Below are 18,267 nucleotides of genomic sequence, written 5' to 3'. Positions count from 1 at the left end.
TCAATGCGAGCGGATCATGGTGCCGAAGGCCTGCTCGGTCAGCACTTCGAGCAGGATGGCATGCGGAATGCGGCCATCGACGATGTGCACCGAGTTGACCCCGGACTTGGCCGCGTCCAGCGCCGAGGCGATCTTGGGCAGCATGCCGCCGGAAATGGTGCCGTCGGCGAACATCGCGTCGATTTCGTGCGCGGTCAGATCGGTGAGCAGCTCGCCCTTCTTGTTCAGCACGCCCGGGGTATTGGTCAGCAGCAGCAGTTTCTCGGCGCGCAGTACCTCGGCCAGCTTGCCAGCGACCACATCGGCGTTGATGTTGAACGCGGCGTTGTCCTCGCCAAAGCCGATCGGCGAGATGACCGGGATGAACTGATCGTCCTGCAGCGCCTTGACCACCGATGGGTCGATCGCGGCCACTTCGCCCACCTGGCCGACGTCGATCTCGGCCTCGGGGTTGTCGCGGTCGCGCATGCGCAGCTTGCGCGCGCGAATCAGTCCGCCGTCGCGCCCGGTCAGGCCCACGGCCTTGCCGCCGGCGTGGTTGATCAGGCCGACGATGTCCTGCTGCACCTGCCCGGCCAGCACCCACTCGACCACTTCCATGGTCTCGTCGTCGGTCACCCGCATGCCCTGCACGAAGGTGCCCTTCTTGCCCACGCGGCTGAGCGCCTCGTCGATCTGCGGTCCGCCGCCGTGCACCACCACCGGGTTCATGCCCACCAGCTTGAGCAGCACCACGTCTTCGGCAAAGTCCTGCTGCAGCGCCGGATCGGTCATGGCGTTGCCGCCGTATTTGATGACCAGAGTCTTGCCATGGAATTTGCGGATATAGGGCAGGGCCTGGGCGAGGATTTCGGCCTGCTCGCGCGGGGCGATGTGCGACAGGTCGGGCGGGGCGAGAGAGGTGTCGGCGCTCATGGGTGTCGGAGAGGGAGGGGCGGGAAGGCGCAGGATGTGCTGCGGTGCGCAATTCTAGGAGTCTGTCGGGCTTGGGGCGCGGAGGGCAAAAAAGGGCTGTGCGGCGCGCTGCGGCAACGGATTTGCTGCCCGCGATTCCCAAGTCAGACAGACTCCTGGGAGTCATCCGCGTCCCCAGCCCGACAGGCTCCTGCAAGCCTGCCGACTGTCTGCGGGTTCCGCCCTCTACACTTCCATCCCCATGGCCAATCCGCTCCTCGCCCTCTATAGCACCCTGCGCCAACGTCCACGGCTGAGCGCCTCGCTGGCGCTCGGTCTCGGGCTGTGGTGGGTGCTGGGCGGGCAGATGCCGCAAGTGCTTGCCCTTCTGTGGGCTTTCGACGCCGGGGCGCTGTTGTTTCTGGTGACCACCGCGTGGATGATGGCGCATGCCACGACCGCAACGCTCAAGCGCCGCACCGAGCTGGAAACCGAGGGTCGCTGGACGGTGCTGCTGTTCAGCCTGCTGCTGTCGAGCGCGGTGTTCGCTGCGCTGTCGGTGGAATTGACTGCGGTGCGCGGCCATCCCGGCACGCTGGCGCTGGCCGGCAGCAGCATCGTGCTGTCGTGGTTGTTCTTCTCGGTGATCTTCGCGCTGCAATATGCCCACAGCGACTACGCGTCGCGCGCGGTGGGAGACCCTGCGCTGCTGTTCCCCAACAACCAGGTGCCCGACTACTGGGACTATCTGTATTTTTCCGTGGTGCTGAGCATGACCTTTCAGACCTCGGACGTGAACATTGCCGGGCGGCATGTGCGCCGCCTGGTGCTGCTGCACAGTGTGGCGGCGTTCTTTTTCAATGTGGTGATCCTGGCGCTGACGGTCAATGCCCTGGCCGGCGCCTTCTGAGCCTTTTCATTCGGGAGATTCGAGACATGACGACCATCGGCACCCCGCTGTCCCCTTCGGCCACTCGCGTGATGCTGCTCGGCGCCGGCGAACTGGGCAAGGAAGTGCTCATCGCGCTGCAGCGCCTGGGGGTGGAGACCATTGCGGTGGACCGCTACGACCACGCGCCGGGACAGCAGGTGGCGCACCATGCCCGCACCATCCAGATGAGCGATCCGGAGGCGCTGCGCGCCCTCATCCTGCAGGAAAAGCCGCATCTGGTGGTGCCCGAGATCGAGGCCATTGCCACGCCGGTGCTCGAGGAGCTGGAGGCTGCGGGTGTGGTCACGGTCATTCCCACCGCCCGTGCGGCGCGGCTGACCATGAATCGTGAAGGCATCCGCCGCCTGGCCGCCGAGGAACTGGGTCTGGCCACGTCGCCCTATGCCTTTGCCGACTCTCTCGAGGCGCTGCAGGCCGCGATCGACGGGGGCATCGGCTATCCCTGCGTGGTCAAGCCGGTGATGAGTTCGTCGGGCAAGGGGCAGAGCAAGCTCGACGGCCCGGCCGACGTGCGCTCGGCCTGGGAAGCGGCGATGTCCGGCGGGCGCGTGGCGCAGAGCCGCGTGATCGTCGAAGGCTTCATCGACTTCGATTACGAAATCACCCAGCTCACGGTGCGCAGCGTGGGAGCTGACGGTGCCGTGCGCACGGATTTCTGCGATCCCATCGGCCATGTGCAGGTGGCCGGAGACTATGTGGAGAGCTGGCAGCCGCACCCCATGCAACCGGTCGCGCTGCAGCGCAGTCGCGACATCGCGCGCCGCATCACCGAGGCGCTGGGCGGGCGCGGCATCTTCGGCGTGGAACTGTTCGTCAAGGGCGAGCAGGTGTGGTTCAGCGAGGTCAGCCCGCGCCCGCATGACACCGGGCTGGTCACGCTGATCACGCAGTGGCAGAGCGAGTTCGAGCTGCACGCCCGGGCCATTCTCGGCCTGCCCGTGGACACGGCGCTGAAGACCGCAGGCGCCAGCGCCGTGATCTATGGCGGCGTGCAGGCGCAGGGCGTGCGCTTTGAAGGAGTAGACGCCGCGCTGGCCATTCCGGGCACCGATCTGCGGCTCTTCGGCAAGCCCGAGAGTTTTGTGAAACGCCGCATGGGCGTGGCGCTGGCGCGGGCCGAATCGACAGACCTCGCGCGCGCCAAAGCCAAGCGCGCGGCGCAGCAGGTGCGGGTGGTCGAAGGCTGACCTGAGGCAACACGGAACAAGCCCCCGGCGCGCAGCATCACAAGGACTTATTCAGTATTGCCCTCATGCGGCAGGGTGGGCTGCCGCGAGGTGGCAAACCCGGCTGCTCGCGAGTCTTCTGGCTGCGGGTGGATCGGCGCCGCGCCTGCGGCAGCGGGAATGCCCACCAGCACCAGATTCCAGAACTGGTGCCGCACGATGCGACTGTGATTTTTCAGTTGCGCGGCCTGCACGGGCTCGATCGGCCTCTTGGTGGAGAGCTGCTCGCGCAGCCGGGTATGGAATACATGCAGTTCGCGGATCAGGCGCAGGAAAGCGGGCCGGTCGGCATAGCTTGCCTGGTGGGCCTGACACCACTGACCCAGTTCGCTGCGCAGTGCCGCGTTGGGTTGCAGCAAGTCCTGGCGTTCGCTTTCGCTGAGCAGATCTTGCTGGGCGCGCATGGCCACCGCGTTGTGCCACACCAGCGCCTGAATGGCCTCTGCCGAGATGGACGGCTGCTTGCCCAGTGAGGCGGTCCACGGAATCTGCTGCTGCCACTGCGCCATCCAGGGTTCGAAGTCGGCGGCCGACAGCGGGGGCGAAATGGCATAGCCCTGAAACCGCGTGCAGCCCATCGAGACCAGGGCCAGCGCATGCTGCGCCGAGCTCACGCCTTCGGCCACGACCGGCAGTCCCATCAGTTCGGCGATGCGCAGCAGGCCATAGGTGATGCTCAGACCCGCGCCGCTGCTGAACAGATCGTGGGTGAAGCTGCGGTCGATCTTGACCGAGGAAATCTCAAGCTGCTGCAAATGGATCAGGCTGGCGCTGCCGGTGCCGAAGTCGTCGAGAATGACCTGCACGCCCATCTGGCGGCATTGCGCCACCATGAAGCGCGCCATGGATCCATCGAGTTCGGAGCCATGTTCGGTGAGCTCCAGCGCGAGGAGTTCGGGCGGACACTGCGGATGCTGCTCCAGCACGCTGCGCAGATCGGAGAGAAACTGCGGGTCGAGAAAATGCCGCGGGCTGATGTTCACGCTCACCTGCAGGCGTTTGCCCGCACCGAACCAGGCGTCGATCTGCCGCATGGCTGCGGCGAGCACGAAGCGGCCGACCGCCACACTGAGGGTATCGTCGTCGAGCACCGACTCGAAGGCGGCGGCGCGGTGCAGGCCCGCGGCGTCGCGCAGCCGCAGCAAGGCCTCGACCGCGTTGATCTGCACCCGGGTTGCCGGGATGGAAGCCGAAGGCGGTTCGAGCGACAGGATGGGTTGATACTGCAACTCCAGCCGGTTGTCGTTCAGCGCGGACTGCACTCATTGCAGTTTGCGGTGGCGCTCCTGCATGGCATCTTCCATCTGCTGGTCGAAGATGCGGTATTGCTGGCGGCCGTTTTTCTTGGCCGCGTACATGGCCATATCGGCGCGTCGCACCAGGGTTTCGGCGTCCACCGGTGCGTCCACCCGCTGCACTACCAGGCCCAGCGACAAGCCGATCTGCAGATTGTTGCCCTGGATGAGAAAGGGCTGTTCGATGCAGCCGACGAGCCGCTTGGCGATGAAGCTCAAGTGCTGCTCGGTGCTGTAGCCCGGCAGCAGCACCACGAATTCGTCGCCGCCAAAACGGGCCAGCAGATCGCCCTCGCGCAGCACCGAGCGCAGGCGCTGGCCCACGGCGATCAGAAGCTGGTCGCCCACCACATGGCCGAGTCGGTCGTTGACCGCCTTGAAGCGGTCGAGATCCATCAGGCCAATGGTCAGCGGCCGCCCGGGGTGGCGCTGCATCAGGTCATTGAGGTATTCGAGAAAGATGCGGCGATTGGCCAGACCCGTCAGATCGTCGCGCAGGGCAAAGCGGCGCAGGGCCTTGTAGGCATTGCCCAGGCGCAGGTTGTCCTTGATGAGCGCACGGTTGAAGCCTTCGATCACGACAACCAGCACCGCGCCGAACGCCAGCACGGCCAGCAGCGCGATCCAGGCCAGGCTGCGCTCTTGCCAGTTGCGCATCGGCAGCTGCATCGTTCCCTGACTCAGCAGAACGGCAGCCCAGGTGAGCGCGGCCAGAAACACGGTACTCAGGGCAGCCTGCAGCCGCCGCGCATGCAGCGCCGCCACCGGCATCAGGGCGATCAAGGGGAGGATGAACAGGCCGCCCAGGCTGGGCAGCAGGGCGAAGAACAGCAGCTGCAACCCCGCGTTGAGCAACAGATAGAGCGATGCGGGAAAGCGGATGCGGGCGTCCTGGGAAGGGGCGTAAAGCATCCAGTTCAGCACGGCCAGATTGACCGTGGCACCCAGCAGGGCGTAGGCCAGCGCAGCCACCCACGGCAGCAGACCCAGGGTGGCATACGCCAGCAGCAGCAGCGCATAGAGCGCATAGCCTGCGATGGTGACCGTCGGCAGGGAGGCCTGCGCCGAAGACGAATCGTCCTGAACCGGGAGCTGCGGTGTCATGTTCGACTGGAGGGACGCAGAGCCGGCACGGATGCGGGGTGAGAAACGCAATGCATGAGAACGGGCGGAGTGTGTGGTGTTTGTCGTGAAGTGTCCGTGCAGTGTTGCCGCATGGCAAGTCGTTCATCCCGGTGGCAGCACGTTCAGCGCACGAGCGAGAGCCCTGAGTCGCCTGGCAGGAAGCTGCCCGGCTCGGCTGGAGCGGGGTCGAACGCGCCGTCGGTGATGCGCGGGAATGCGTCGGTCGCGCTCGGGTCGGCAGAGGTGCCGACGCCCAGCAGGATCAGGTTCCAGAATTGGTGCCGAATGATGCGGCTCTGTTCGCCCAGGGCGTTGTTCGCCATCTGTTCTGTGTCCGCTTGCGTGGCGACCAGATTTTCCCGCAAGCGGGTATGAAACACATGGTGTTCGCGCATCAGGCGCAGAAAGCCGGGGCGGTTGCTGTAGCGTGCGGCGTTGTCATGGCACCAGAGGCCGAGGGCGCAGTGCTGTTGGGCATCGGTCTTGATGAGTTGGGCACGCTCTTCTGCGTTGATGGTGCCGCGCTCGGCGTGCAGGGCGGTGTTGTTGTGCTGGACCAGGGCATGAATCGCGTCGGGCGAAATTTCCGCCTGCCTGGGCAGCACGGCGGCCCAGGGGAGGTATTCGCGCCACCGGGCCAGCCAGGCCCCCATGGCGTCGGCAGTCATCGGCCGGGCGATGGCATAGCCCTGAAAGCGGCGGCAGGACATGGCGGCCAGCGCCAGGGCATGTTGTGGCGTGCTCACCCCTTCGGCCACGACGTTCAGCCCCATGAGCGCCGCGGTACGCAGCAGGCCGTAGGTGATGCTCAGCCCGGCGCCGCTGGTGAACAGATCACGGGTGAAGCTGCGGTCGATTTTCACCGAAGACACCTCGAGCTTTTGCAGATGGGTGAGGCTGGCGCTGCCGGTGCCGAAGTCGTCGAGCGCCACACGCACGCCCAGGCTGCGGCAGCGGTTGACAACGAAACCGGCCATCCTGCCGTCGAGCTCCGAGCCGTGCTCGGTCACTTCGAGCACCAGCAACTCGGGCGGGCATTGCGGGTGACGCTCCAGTGCCGTGCGCAATTCAGAAAGAAATTGCGGATCGAGGAAATGCCGCGGGCTGATGTTGATGCTGACCTGGATGTTGTGGCCTTCCACATGCCAGCGCTGTGCCTGCTCGAGCGCGGCAGACAGCACGAATCGGCCCACCGGAACACCGATCTGCTCATCATCGAGCACCGCCTCGAACTCGCCCGCGTTGTGCACGCCATCGGCGTCGCGCAGGCGCAGCAGGGCTTCCGCCCCGTAGATGCCCACACCGCTGGCGCCGGCCTTGGGATCGAACGAGAGGATGGGCTGATAGTGCAGCTCCAGCCGGTTGTCGCGCAGTGCGTCGAGCACCCAGTGCAGCTGGCGGTCCCTTTCCTGCAGCGCGTCTTCCATGTGCTGGTCGAAGATGCGCAATTGCTGGCGTCCGCCTTCCTTGGCGGCATACATCGCCAGATCGGCGCGCCGCATCAAGGTGAGCGCATCCACGGGTTGTGCCTGTTGCTGGATGACGATGCCCAGTGACAGGCCAAGCTGCATGGCGTGCCCCTGCACCACGAACTCCTGTTCCATGCTCTTGACCAGGCGGTCGGCCACCTGGCGCAACTGATCGAGCGAGGTGTAATGGGTGAACATCACCACGAATTCATCCCCGCCCAGGCGCGCCAGCACATCGCTCTGGCGCAGTGCGCCATGCAGGCGCTGGCCGACAGCGATCAGCAACTGGTCGCCGACCGCGTGTCCCAGACGGTCGTTGACGACCTTGAAGCGGTCCAGGTCGATCATGCCCACGGCCAGGGCGCGGTCAGGGTGTTTGCTCAGGACGGCATTGAGCTGTTGCATGAAGGCGCGGCGATTGGCCAGGCCAGTGAGGTCGTCGCGGTAAGCGATGGTGCGCACGGTCTTGAATTCGTGCTGGATCTGTTCGGTGTGTTGCAGCAGCTTGCGGCTGTAGCGCTCCTTGAACAACTGCATGACGAAACTGAATGCCAGCGCCTCGGTGAAGGCGAGCCAGAGCAGCATCTGCTGCGCCCAGCCTTCGGCGGGGATGCTCCACTGTCCCTTGCTGAGCAGCAAGGCGATCAAGGTCATCGTGGCAATCAGCCCATACAGCAGCACGATCTGACGGCGGCGAAAGCGCAGCACTTCCATCGGCACGATGCCGATCAGGATCAGCAGGGCGATGAACGCGATCTGCGGCTGCCACACCGCGAACCCCAGTTGCACAGCCACGTTGAGCAGCAGAAAGACGAAGGTCGGATAGCGCTTTGCGCGCACGGCCTCGACCGGCAGGCCTCGAATCCAGACATACAGCCCGCCATTGACCAGCGCACCCACCACAAAATAGGCCCCCGCCACGGTCACAGGCAGCAGGCCCAGCAGCCCATAGCCCAGGATCGTGAGCGCGCCGATGGCGTAACCCGAGAGGTTCAGGACGAGCAGCGCCTTTTGCGGGCGGCGGGTTTTGCAGGCCGGGTGGGACTGATCCATCGAGGAGTCGCGATGCGTCTGCGGCGCCCTGTAGGGCGCGGCGTGGATGGGTTTGTCAGATGTCGTCAAGACAGAGATTTGCGATGTTCGTCTGAAATCGTGCGCCGCCTGGTGCCACAGACCGCACACCATTCCTGCTCATTTTGATGGGAATGAGTGTAGGGAATGGCACAAAAACGCACTGTAAATTCAAGACACATCGCGGCTCGAACTGCGAGTTTTTTCACACAAAGTGGACTGACGTGCGCACGCGCTGCAGTGCAGATCGCGGCTTGCCGGGCACAACTGCAGGGGCAGCTTGATTTTTCGCGTCGCCGCCTTGGCGCAACAGCAGCCGCCAGCAAGCGGCGTCTTGTTGGACAATCGTCACTTGCCCAGGCGGACTGATGACCAACTCGCTCACTCACCGCGGCCGCGCCGATCAGGGCGGACGTCCATTGATTCCGGATTCCGCTTGTCCGCGGTTGTGCACTCCCAGCCTGTGACGACAGCGAACTGCCCCGAGCCCAACAATGCGCCGCCCCAGGCGCGGCCGCTGCTGGCGATGATCGTGGCCATCGCCTTCCTGATGGAGCAGCTCGACGCCACCATCGTGACCACCGCGATTCCGGACATGGCGCGGGCGCTGCAGGTCGGTGTGGTGCAGATGAGTCTGGCAGTGAGTGCCTATGTGCTCACGCTGGCGGTGTTCATCCCGCTGAGCGGCTGGTGCGCCGACCGCTTCGGCGCGCGCCGTGTGTTCATTGCGGCTCTCGGCCTGTTCACTCTGGGCTCGGCGCTGTGCGGTCTTGCCGACAGCTTTGCCATGCTGGTTGCCATGCGTGTGGTGCAGGGGCTGGGCGGGGCGATGATGACGCCGGTCGGTCGTCTGATCCTGCTGCGCAGCTTTCCGCGCGCGCAGCTGGTCAAGGCCATGACCTATGCCACGCTGCCCGCCATCGTCGGGCCAGTCATCGGTCCACTGCTGGGCGGCTACCTGACAACCGCGCTGTCCTGGCGCTGGATTTTTTTCGTCAACCTGCCCTTCGGTCTGCTCGGCATGGCGCTGGCGGCCCGATATCTGCGTGCGCACAATGCACAGCAAACGCCCCCGTTCGATCTGGGCGGATTCCTTCTGTTTGGCCTGGCTGTCGGCTTGCTGCAAGCCGTGCTCGAAGGAACCGCGCACCTGCCCGGCGGCGCCCTCGCCGCGATGGCGCTGAGCGCGGCAGTGCTGTTGCTGGCGTTCTCGCGCCACAGCCGCACGCGCGCCCATCCCGCAGTCGATCTGAGCCTGCTGCGCGAGCGGGCGTTCGCCATCGCCACGCTTGCAGGTGGACTGTGCCGGGTGGCGATGAATGGCCCGGTCTATCTGCTGCCGGTCATGCTGCAACTGGGGCTGGGCATGAGCCCGGTGCAGTCTGGCGCGCTGACCTTCCTTTCCGCCCTGGCTGCGCCGCTGGTGCGGGTGACCGTGGGCGGTGCGCTGCGACGACTGGGTTTTCGCCACCTGCTGCTCGGCAGCGCGGTGGCCTGCGCGGCCAGCCTGGCCAGCTTTGCCCTGATCGGCCGCCACACCGGGGCGGCGTGGATCGGCGTGATCATCGTGCTGTACGGTCTGGTGCGCGGCACCCAGTTCATGACCTCCAACACCCTGGCCTACGCCGACATCGCGCCCGAGCGCCTCAGCCGTGCAACCAGCCTGGGCGGCCTGCTGCAACAGCTGACGGTGAGCTTCGGCGTGTCGCTCGGTGCCGCCTGGCTGGGGCTGCTCGCGCCGCATCACGCACCGCCCTCGCTGGAGAGCTTTCACGCCACGTTTCTGCTGCTCGCGGTGTTGCCGCTGCTCGCCTTGCCGGGTTTTGCCCGCCTGAAGCCGCATGACGGCGCGGCGGTGAGCGGGCACGTTGCAGCGCGCCGACGCGACACACCGTGATGGCAGGAGCCGCTGTGATCGGCTCATTCAAAGCACAATGTGCGTTTGCCTGCGAGCGAGTCCGATCATGGCGTTGAAAGCAACCATCTACAAAGCCGATGTGCAGGTGGCCGACATGGACCGGCACTACTACGCCGATCATGCGCTGACCATTGCCCGTCATCCCTCCGAAACCGATGAGCGCATGATGGTGCGGGTGCTGATGCTCGCACTGCACGCGCAGGACGGCATCGCGCTGACCAAGGGCCTGTTCGACGTGGACGAGCCCGAGATCTGGGTGAAGGATCTGACCGGCCAGATCACGCTCTGGATCGACATCGGACAGCCCGACGAAAGCCGCCTGCGCAAGGCCTGCGGGCGCGCTGAGCAGGTGGTTGTCGTGTGCCACTCCAGCAGTTGCCCGGTGTGGTGGAAGCAGATCGAGGGCAAGATCGGGCGGCTGCAGAACCTGCAGGTGTTCCAGCTTCCCGCGCAGACCAGTCAGGCGCTGGCTGCGCTTACCGCACGCACGATGAAACTGCTGTGTCTGGTGCAGGACGGGGCTATCTGGATCAACACCGACACCGCATCCGTCGCCGTGGAACTCAAGCGTCTGACGCCTGCCGCATGAGCGCCGCACTCACCTACGCCAACCTCACGCCGGACGCCGTGCTCGATGCGATCGACAGCCTCGGCCTGCGCTGCGACGGCACGCTGCTGCAGCTCAACAGCTTCGAGAACCGCGTGTTCCAGATCCGGCTCGAGGACGGCAGCCAGCGCATCGGCAAGTTCTATCGCCCCGGTCGCTGGAGCGATGCCGCCATCCTCGAGGAACATGCCTTCACCCTCGAACTCGCCGCACGCGAGATTCCCGTGGTGCCGCCGCTCTTGATCGGCGGACGCACACTGCACCACGCCGCAGGCCATCGCTTCGCCCTGTTCGCCAGGCAGGGTGGCCGCACGCCTGAGCTTGAGCAGGAGCAGACCCTGGAATGGCTGGGTCGCTTTCTCGGGCGCATTCATGCAGTCGGGGCGAGCGCCGCGTACCGCGCCCGCCCCGCGCTGGACATCGAGACCTTCGGCCAGGCGCCGCGCCAGGTGCTGCTGGACGGCGACTGGATTCCCCCAGACCTGCGCCCGGCCTGGACCGGCATCAGCGACCAGGCGCTCGACCTTGTGGCGCGCAGCTACGAGCACGCGGGCCCGGTGCAAGGGCTGCGGCTGCATGGCGACTGTCATCCCGGCAATCTGCTGTGGACCGATGACGGCCCGCATTTCGTCGACTTCGACGACAGCCGCATGGGCCCGGCGATTCAGGACTTGTGGATGCTGCTCAGCGGCGACGCCGCCGACACGCGCCGCCAGTTCGACGCGCTGCTGCGCGGCTACACCGTGTTCCGCGACTTCAATGCGAGCGAGATGCACCTCATCGAAGCCCTGCGCACCCTGCGCCTGCTGCACCACAGCGCCTGGATCGCCAGCCGCTGGCACGATCCGGCCTTCCCCGCCGCCTTCCCGTGGTTCGGCAGTGCGCGCTACTGGCAGGACCGCATTCTCGAACTGCGCGAGCAGGTGGCGCTGATGCAGGAAGGGCCGCGTTTCTTTTGAGTCGGCGCGCTGATGCTTGAAGGGCTTTGCGCAAAGCCGCCCTCCCCGCAGGAGCAGCGCCTGCTCCCCCTCGTTGCCAGCACCGTGCTGTGCGGCCTGGGCTTCGGTTTCTTCCAGGTGCCGAACAACCGCAACATGCTGCTTGCCGCCCCCCGTGAGCGCAGCGCGGCGGCTGGCGGCATGCAGGCCACCGCACGGCTTTCGGGCCAGACCGCAGGCGCCGTGGGGAGCTCGGTGGTCTTTCATCTGATGGCCGGAGCCAATGCTCCCCAGGTCGGCCTGATCGTCGCAGCGGGCATGGCCGCGCTCGGAGCCTTGTTCAGTGTGATGCGCGCCAGCGAACAGCCATCAGCCTGAACCGTCCGCCCGGCCTCATTCCACGGTCACGCTCTTGGCCAGGTTTCGCGGCTTGTCCACATCGGTGCCGCGCGCGGTGGCGGTGTGGTAGGCCAGCAGCTGCAGCGGTACGACGTGCAGGATGGGCGAGAGGTCGCCATAGTGCTCGGGCAGGCGGATGAGGTGCACGCCGTCGCTGGCCTCGATCTGGCCGTCGGCGTCGGCGAACACATAGAGCTCGCCGCCGCGGGCGCGCACTTCCTGCAGATTGCTCTTGAGCTTGTCGAGCAGGGCGTCGCGCGGGGCCACCGCGACCACGGGCATGGCGTCGGTCACCAGCGCCAGCGGGCCGTGCTTGAGCTCGCCTGCGGGGTAGGCCTCGGCGTGGATGTAGGTGATTTCCTTGAGCTTGAGCGCGCCTTCGAGGGCGATGGGATAGTGCATGCCGCGGCCGAGGAACAGGGCGTTCTCGCGGCGGGCGAACGCTTCAGCCCACGCGATGATCTGCGGCTCCAGCGCCAGCACGCTCTGCACGGCCGCAGGCAGGTGACGCAGCGCGGTGAGCATGGCGGCTTCGGATTCGTCACTCAGCCGTCCCTTGGCGCGGGCCAGTGCACCGGCGAGCAGGTAGAGCGCAACCAGCTGGGTTGTGAAGGCCTTGGTCGAGGCCACGCCGATTTCGGTGCCGGCGCGGGTGAAGAACTGCATCGCGGTCTCGCGCGCCATCGCGCTGGTGGCGACATTCACCACGGCCAGGGTGTGGGTGTGGCCGAGCTGTTTGGCGTGCTTGAGCGCTGCCAGGGTGTCGGCGGTTTCACCCGATTGCGAGATGACCACGACCAGCGCGCTCGGGTCGGGCACCGAGTCGCGGTAGCGGTATTCGCTGGCCACTTCCACATCCACCGGCACGCGGGCGATGGATTCGATCCAGTACTTGGCCGTCAGCCCCGCGTAGAAACTGGTGCCGCAGGCCAGGATGCGCACGCCGCTGATGGCGGGAAACACGGCGGCGGCCTGCGCGCCGAACAGCGCCGGGGTGATGGCCTGGATGCTGTCGAGCGTGTCGGCAATCGCGCGCGGCTGCTCGAAAATTTCCTTCTGCATGAAGTGGCGGTAGGGGCCGAGCTCGACCGCGGCGGTGTGGGCCGTGATGGTGCGCACCTCGCGCTCCACCGGCTTGTGATCCCGGTCCACGATCCACACCTTGCCGAGCTGCAGATCGGCCACGTCGCCGTCTTCGAGGTAGATGAACTGGTTGGTGGTGCCGGCCAGCGCCAGCGCGTCGGAGGCGAGGAAGTTCTCGCCCTTGCCGAGCCCGACGACCAGCGGCGAGCCCTCGCGCGCGCCGACGATGCGGTGTGGCTCTTCCCGGCTGAACACGGCAATCGCATAGGCGCCATGCAGTTGCCGGGTGGCCGCCTGCACCGCCTCGAACAGATCACCGGCGTAGAGATGGTCGATCAGGTGGGCGATGACTTCGGTATCGGTCTGGCTTTCGAACTGGTAGCCGTCCGAGCGCAGCATGGCGCGCAGGGCCTCGTAGTTTTCGATGATGCCGTTGTGCACCACGGCGATGTGCGCCGACTCGGCAGCCTTGTTCGGCCCGGCGGAAAAATGCGGGTGCGCGTTGCTGGTGGTGGGGGCACCGTGCGTGGCCCAGCGGGTGTGGGCGATGCCGGTGAAGGCCTGCAGGTCATGCGTCTGCGCGTCGAGCTCGGCCACGCGCGCCACGCTGCGCGCACGCTGCAGCTGGCCGTTGGCATAGACGGCGACGCCGCAGGAGTCGTAGCCCCGGTATTCCAGGCGGCGCAGCCCCTCGATCAGAACCGGAACGATATTGCGTTGCGCCACGGCGCCGACGATTCCACACATGGACAGACTCCCCTTGTATTGCGGTGACGCGATGATAGGCAGGCGGATGTGAAATGAGCTGGCAATATTTCACGGAAAATGCTGTGAAATTCCACGATGCGAGCTGTGCGATATAAAATTGCATCTCAATTTCACAAATGGAATGAAATGAATGCCATCTCCCTCGACGACGCCGACCGCCGCCTGCTCGATCTGCTGCAGCAGGATTGCGCGCTGAGCAATCAGGAATTGGCGCAGCGCGCGCATCTCACCCCGCCGACCTGCCTGCGGCGGGTGCGGCGGCTGGTCGAGGCGGGGGTGATCGAGCGGCGCATCGCCGTGCTCGATCCGCAGCGCGTCGGCGCGGGGCTGACCGTCATCGTCGAAATCACCCTGGCCGAGCAGACCGCCGAGCGGCTGGCCGCGTTCGAGGCGCTGGTGGCCGATGTGCCCGAGGTGCAGCAATGCTGGCAGGTCTCACCCGGGCCGGACTTTGTGCTGGTGTTGCTGGTGCCGGACATGCCGGCGTATCACGCGCTGGTGCACCGGCTGTTCACCGCGGCCAACCACGTGCGCAATGTGCGCGCATTCTTTTCGGTGCACCGCAGCAAGTTTGCGCCGCGGGTGCCGCTCAGTCTGGCGACGACGCCAGCTTCTTCTTGACCGGGCGCCTCCAGCCGTCGAGGGTGACGGCCTTGGCGCGCGCCACGGTGAGCTTGCCCGCCGGAACGTCCTTGGCCACGGTGGAGCCCGCGCCGATGGTGGCCCCGGCGCCCACCGTGATGGGCGCGACCAGCACCGAGTTCGAGCCGGTGTGCGCGTCATCCTCGATGACGGTGCGGTGCTTGTTGGCGCCGTCATAGTTGGCGACGATGGTGCCCGCGCCGATGTTCACCCGCGCGCCCACGGTGGCGTCGCCCACATAGCTGAGGTGGTTGGCCTTGGAGCCAGCGCCCAGGGTGGAATTCTTCACCTCGACGAAGTTGCCGATGTGCACCCCGTCGGCCAGCGCCGTGGTCGGGCGCAGGCGGGCGAACGGGCCGATCAGCGCGTCGGCACCGATGCCCGCGCCGTCGAGATGGCAGAACGGATGGATGACCGTGCCCGCGCCCACGCGCACATCGCGCAGCACCGCGTAGGGCCCCACGCGCACGCCATCGGCCAGATGCACCTCGCCTTCGAATACGCAGCCCACGTCGATGAACACATCGCGCCCGCAGTGCAGCGCACCGCGCACGTCCAGCCGCGCCGGGTCGGCGAGCGTCACCCCGGATTCGAGCAGGCGGTTTGCTGCGCGCTGCTGCACCACACGCTCGAGATGCGCCAGTTGCTTGCGGTCGTTCACCCCAAGCACGTCGTCTGCGTCGGCCACGGTGAACGCCTGCACCGGCACGCCATCGGCCACGGCCAGCGCCACCACGTCGGTCAGGTAGTACTCGCCCTGTGCGTTGTCGTTGCGCAACTGGCCCAGCCAGCGGCGCAACTGCGGCAGCGGCGCGCACAGGATGCCGGTATTGCTCTCGCGGATTGCGCGTTGCTCCGGCGTGGCGTCCTTGTGTTCGACGATGCCCTGCACCGCGCCACCCGCGCCGCGCAGGATGCGGCCGTAGCCGGTGGGGTCGGGCAGTTCCACGGTCAGCAGCGCCAGCGCCCCGGCCCGCGCCTGCGCGACCATGGGCACCAGGCTGGAGGCGCTCACCAGCGGCACGTCGCCATACAGCACCAGGCAGACGCCGTGATCCGGCAGTTCGGGCAGCGCCTGCTGCACCGCATGCCCGGTGCCGAGCTGCGGCTCCTGCAGCGCAAAGCGCAGGTGCGGCTGGTGCGCGAAAGCCTGCTGCACCTGCTGCGCACCAAAGCCGGTGACCACCACCGTGCGTTCGGCCGCAAGCTGATGCACCGTGCCCAGCACATGGCCCAGCAGCGGCTTGCCCGCCAGGGGTTGCAGCACCTTGGGAGAATCGGAACGCATGCGCGTGCCCTTGCCAGCGGCAAGGACCACGACGCACAAGGGAGAGGCGGGAGTGGGGACGGTGGTCATGCGGCGCATTCTAAGGAGCGCGCATGACGTGTTTTGGTGATCTTGCGCGATCGCCTCCCCGCGATGCAGGGGAGGCGATCGCGCAAGGAACCGTCAGGCCGTCGCGGGGCGGGCGACCGACTTGGGTACCTCGGCGACGATGCGCTGCAGCAGGAATTTCGGCAGGCCGATCCACATGTCGAACAGCGCCACGCCCATTTCCAGCATCGCAATGGGGCAGGACAGCGCACCGCCGATCAGCACGAACCAGGCGAAGTCCGGGTTCTGCTTGGTGAGGAACCAGCCGGAAAAGTCGAGCAGCATCGCGGCGAACGGGGTGATGACCGAGATCGCCTTGATCTGGTTGTGCACCCGGGTCTGCAGAAACAGCCATCCGGCGATCCAGAAGATGACCCCCAGCATGGTCAGGTGCACCATGCCGGTCATCAGCATGGCGCTGTACGACATGCCGGTATCGACCTTGGCCACGGCCTTCACGTCCTCGTAGGTGGCCAGCGGTGGGTTGTGCAGTTGCTTGCTCATCGCCACGCTGTGACACATCAGACAGTGCTGCGCAAGGATGGGCTTGATCTCGGTTTCGTATCCGGTCTTGGTCTGGCCGCCGACCACCCAGTCATCGATGGTCTTTTGCAGTTGCGGCCACTGCTCCTTGGGCACGCCAGCGTTGGTGAGCATGGTGGGCAGCACGGTCTGCAGCTTGCTGCTGTCGCGGTTGCCGTAGTAGGAAATCTGGATGTCCCTGAGGGTCACGCCGGCCTTGCCGTCCAGACCGGCATGGGTGACGTACAGGTAAGCCTCCGCGCACAGCAGGCCGATGCAGACCAGAAAGATGAAGCCGGTATGCAGCAGTTTTTCCGGCACGGTGAGTTGATGAAGGGAACGCATGTGGGACTTTCTCGCAAGGTGTTCGCGGTTGTGAACGCGTTGTTGTTTTAACTTTTGTCAAAAATGCAGGGTTATCCTACTTCGTAAAAACCCTTAAGTGCAATGCCTGAGTTGCAAGCATGGACACGCGCAACGTTTTGTTTCTATTGCGTTTTACACCCGGCAGTATGTTGCGCCGTGGGCTGCGGTTACGCTGCGTGCTCTCCTTTGCATCCTCGCTGCACCAACGCCCTCGGCGTTCGGTCGGCTTCACTTATCCTTCGCTCGCATGCATAGTCGCTTTCGCCCTGCCGCGCTCTGGCGCCTGACCCGCAAGGAGTTGCGCAGATCCTGGCTGAACTACGGGGTGCTATGGGTCGGGGCGGTGCTGGTGGGCCTGGCGGCGGTGCAGTTTGCCAACTGGACCGACGTTGTGCTGGCGCTCTTTCTGCGCTGGATCGATGGCCGTGCCTGGCTGGCCCTGCTCATCACTCCGGCGCTGACCGCGGCCGGGGTGTGGATGACGCGGCGCTGGTTCAACGGCAGCGAGGGCAGCGGCATCCCGCAGGTGATCGCCGCGCTGCACGGCCCGCCCGATCCCTCACGCATCCGGCGCCTGTTCGGGCTGCGCATCCTGGTGGGCAAGGTTGCGGTGGGGCTGCTGGGCATGCTCGGCGGGCTGACCCTGGGCCGCGAGGGACCGACGGTGCACGTCGGCGCGTCCATCATGATCGAGATGCGGCGCTTTTATCCGCGGGTGTCGCTGCGCATGGAGCGCATGTTGCTGCTGGCGGGCTCCGCGGCGGGGCTGTCGGGCGCGTTCAACACCCCGCTGGCCGGCATTTTGTTCGCCATCGAGGAACTCACCCGCAGCTTCGAGGTACGCACCAACGGCGTGTTGATCACCAGCATCGTGTTTTCCGGCCTGGTGTCGCTGGCGCTGGCGGGCAACTATCTGTACTTCGGCCAGATCACCGCGCCGAACATCTTTCCGCTGGCCTTTGTGCTGCCGGTGGGCATCGCTGCGGTGCTGTGCGGACTGGCCGGGGCGGCGTTCAACCTCGCGCTGCTCAAGCAGGCGCGCTGGATTCCCGCCAGGCTGATGGCGTGGCGCGAGCGCTCGCCGCTGGTGTGGGGCGCGGGGCTGGGGGTGCTGGTGGCGCTCATCGGCATTGCGTCTGCCGGGCAGACCTGGGGCAGCGGCTACGACCAGGCGCGGCATCTGCTGATGAACCACGGCGAGCAGGTGAGTTGGTATTACCCGCTGGTGAAATGGCTCAGCATGGTGCTGTCGTACATCACGGGGCTTCCGGGCGGGCTGTTCTCGCCGTCGCTGTCCATCGGTGCGGGCTTCGGGCAGTGGGTCAGCCAGTGGTTCGGGCAGTATCCGCAATCGGCGCTGGTGGCCATCTGCATGGTGGGGTATCTGGCCGCGGTGACGCAGTCGCCGCTGACCTCCTTTGTCATCGTGATGGAAATGATCAACGGCGGCGGACTGGTGATTCCGCTCATGGCCACGGCGCTGATCAGCAGCCGGGTGGCGAATGTTTTCACGCCACCGCTGTACGAGGCGCTGGCGGTGCAGAAGTATTTCGCTGTCGCTGCGCACCCTGCGAGGGACGCCGTGGGCGACGCGCGTTGAGTGCCGGGGGTCGTCCC

At 66.1% G+C, this 18,267-nt stretch carries 15 protein-coding genes; 8 read left to right on the top strand and 7 right to left on the bottom strand.

Features of this window, described 5'->3' with window-relative positions; all coding sequences use genetic code 11:
• The gene (argB, locus tag AC1ZQA_RS13635) at nt 1-915 is read right to left on the bottom strand and encodes an acetylglutamate kinase (protein WP_482677394.1); all 915 of its coding nucleotides are present in this window, start codon (nt 913-915) and stop codon (nt 1-3) included.
• A gap of 241 nt (nt 916-1,156) precedes the next feature.
• On the opposite strand from argB, the gene AC1ZQA_RS13630 reads away from it, so the two are divergent.
• Nucleotides 1,157-1,804: a DUF1345 domain-containing protein gene (locus AC1ZQA_RS13630; protein WP_482677393.1), complete on the top strand. Its 648-nt coding sequence runs from the start codon at nt 1,157-1,159 to the stop codon at nt 1,802-1,804.
• Nucleotides 1,805-1,830: 26 nt separating this feature from the next.
• Nucleotides 1,831-3,033 (top strand): formate-dependent phosphoribosylglycinamide formyltransferase, encoded by a 1,203-nt coding sequence (gene purT, locus AC1ZQA_RS13625; RefSeq protein ID WP_482677392.1) that lies wholly within the window; start codon nt 1,831-1,833, stop codon nt 3,031-3,033.
• 47 nt (nt 3,034-3,080) lie between these two features.
• Here the strand turns inward: purT and AC1ZQA_RS13620 are convergent, their stop codons facing one another.
• From AC1ZQA_RS13620 to AC1ZQA_RS13610, 3 genes are all read right to left on the bottom strand, one after another.
• Complete coding sequence (locus AC1ZQA_RS13620) at nt 3,081-4,334, bottom strand: EAL domain-containing protein (RefSeq protein WP_482677391.1); 1,254 nt, start codon at nt 4,332-4,334, stop codon at nt 3,081-3,083.
• Nucleotides 4,335-5,471 (bottom strand): diguanylate cyclase domain-containing protein, encoded by a 1,137-nt coding sequence (locus AC1ZQA_RS13615; protein WP_482677390.1) that lies wholly within the window; start codon nt 5,469-5,471, stop codon nt 4,335-4,337.
• A gap of 143 nt (nt 5,472-5,614) precedes the next feature.
• Nucleotides 5,615-8,083 carry a putative bifunctional diguanylate cyclase/phosphodiesterase gene (locus tag AC1ZQA_RS13610; protein ID WP_482677389.1) on the bottom strand — a complete coding sequence of 823 codons (2,469 nt, stop codon included), beginning with the start codon at nt 8,081-8,083 and terminating at the stop codon, nt 5,615-5,617.
• Nucleotides 8,084-8,468: 385 nt separating this feature from the next.
• Here AC1ZQA_RS13610 and AC1ZQA_RS13605 point away from each other — a divergent pair, with 385 nt between their 5' ends.
• The 4 genes from AC1ZQA_RS13605 (at nt 8,469) to AC1ZQA_RS13590 (ending at nt 11,873) form a co-directional block, all read left to right on the top strand.
• Entirely contained in the window at nt 8,469-9,929 is a 1,461-nt protein-coding gene (locus AC1ZQA_RS13605) for an MDR family MFS transporter (RefSeq protein ID WP_482677388.1), read from the top strand.
• Nucleotides 9,930-9,996: 67 nt separating this feature from the next.
• Nucleotides 9,997-10,539, top strand: a complete 543-nt coding sequence (locus tag AC1ZQA_RS13600; RefSeq protein WP_482677387.1) for a YaeQ family protein — start codon at nt 9,997-9,999, stop codon at nt 10,537-10,539.
• Nucleotides 10,536-11,516: a serine/threonine protein kinase gene (locus AC1ZQA_RS13595; RefSeq protein ID WP_482677386.1), complete on the top strand. Its 981-nt coding sequence runs from the start codon at nt 10,536-10,538 to the stop codon at nt 11,514-11,516. The genes AC1ZQA_RS13600 and AC1ZQA_RS13595 overlap by 4 nt, the downstream gene beginning before the upstream one ends.
• Nucleotides 11,517-11,528: 12 nt before the next feature.
• Nucleotides 11,529-11,873: a hypothetical protein gene (locus AC1ZQA_RS13590; RefSeq protein ID WP_482677385.1), complete on the top strand. Its 345-nt coding sequence runs from the start codon at nt 11,529-11,531 to the stop codon at nt 11,871-11,873.
• Nucleotides 11,874-11,888: 15 nt separating this feature from the next.
• Here AC1ZQA_RS13590 and glmS read toward each other — a convergent pair whose 3' ends face one another.
• A complete protein-coding gene (gene glmS, locus AC1ZQA_RS13585) occupies nt 11,889-13,724 on the bottom strand; it encodes a glutamine--fructose-6-phosphate transaminase (isomerizing) (protein WP_482677384.1) in 1,836 nt (611 codons plus the stop codon).
• A 147-nt stretch (nt 13,725-13,871) separates the two neighbouring features.
• Here glmS and AC1ZQA_RS13580 point away from each other — a divergent pair, with 147 nt between their 5' ends.
• Nucleotides 13,872-14,366, top strand: a complete 495-nt coding sequence (locus tag AC1ZQA_RS13580) for an Lrp/AsnC family transcriptional regulator (RefSeq protein WP_482677383.1) — start codon at nt 13,872-13,874, stop codon at nt 14,364-14,366.
• Here the strand turns inward: AC1ZQA_RS13580 and glmU are convergent.
• Nucleotides 14,335-15,744, bottom strand: coding sequence for a bifunctional UDP-N-acetylglucosamine diphosphorylase/glucosamine-1-phosphate N-acetyltransferase GlmU (gene glmU / locus AC1ZQA_RS13575; protein ID WP_482677382.1), 1,410 nt, complete (start codon nt 15,742-15,744; stop codon nt 14,335-14,337). The genes AC1ZQA_RS13580 and glmU overlap by 32 nt on opposite strands.
• A 93-nt stretch (nt 15,745-15,837) precedes the next feature.
• Nucleotides 15,838-16,629, bottom strand: a complete 792-nt coding sequence (locus AC1ZQA_RS13570; RefSeq protein WP_482677381.1) for a hypothetical protein — start codon at nt 16,627-16,629, stop codon at nt 15,838-15,840.
• Nucleotides 16,630-16,897: 268 nt separating this feature from the next.
• On the opposite strand from AC1ZQA_RS13570, the gene AC1ZQA_RS13565 reads away from it, so the two are divergent.
• A complete protein-coding gene (locus AC1ZQA_RS13565; protein ID WP_482677380.1) occupies nt 16,898-18,250 on the top strand; it encodes a chloride channel protein in 1,353 nt (450 codons plus the stop codon).
• Nucleotides 18,251-18,267: the final 17 nt, after the last annotated feature.

It is taken from the genome of Thiomonas sp. DCM-2 (assembly GCF_056820905.1).
This window is presented reverse-complemented; position numbering and strand designations above follow the sequence as displayed.

Bases quoted from the DNA above. Each gene is read 5' to 3' on its own strand.
- AC1ZQA_RS13600 (WP_482677387.1), top strand. From the start codon at position 9,997: ATGGCGTTGAAAGCAACCATCTACAAAGCCGATGTGCAGGTGGCCGAC.
- AC1ZQA_RS13580 (WP_482677383.1), top strand. From the start codon at position 13,872: ATGAATGCCATCTCCCTCGACGACGCCGACCGCCGCCTGCTCGATCTG.
- glmS (WP_482677384.1), bottom strand. From the start codon at position 13,724: ATGTGTGGAATCGTCGGCGCCGTGGCGCAACGCAATATCGTTCCGGTT.
- purT (WP_482677392.1), top strand. From the start codon at position 1,831: ATGACGACCATCGGCACCCCGCTGTCCCCTTCGGCCACTCGCGTGATG.
- AC1ZQA_RS13565 (WP_482677380.1), top strand. From the start codon at position 16,898: ATGCATAGTCGCTTTCGCCCTGCCGCGCTCTGGCGCCTGACCCGCAAG.
- AC1ZQA_RS13570 (WP_482677381.1), bottom strand. From the start codon at position 16,629: ATGCGTTCCCTTCATCAACTCACCGTGCCGGAAAAACTGCTGCATACC.
- AC1ZQA_RS13590 (WP_482677385.1), top strand. From the start codon at position 11,529: ATGCTTGAAGGGCTTTGCGCAAAGCCGCCCTCCCCGCAGGAGCAGCGC.
- glmU (WP_482677382.1), bottom strand. From the start codon at position 15,744: ATGACCACCGTCCCCACTCCCGCCTCTCCCTTGTGCGTCGTGGTCCTT.
- argB (WP_482677394.1), bottom strand. From the start codon at position 915: ATGAGCGCCGACACCTCTCTCGCCCCGCCCGACCTGTCGCACATCGCC.
- AC1ZQA_RS13595 (WP_482677386.1), top strand. From the start codon at position 10,536: ATGAGCGCCGCACTCACCTACGCCAACCTCACGCCGGACGCCGTGCTC.
- AC1ZQA_RS13615 (WP_482677390.1), bottom strand. From the start codon at position 5,471: ATGACACCGCAGCTCCCGGTTCAGGACGATTCGTCTTCGGCGCAGGCC.
- AC1ZQA_RS13630 (WP_482677393.1), top strand. From the start codon at position 1,157: ATGGCCAATCCGCTCCTCGCCCTCTATAGCACCCTGCGCCAACGTCCA.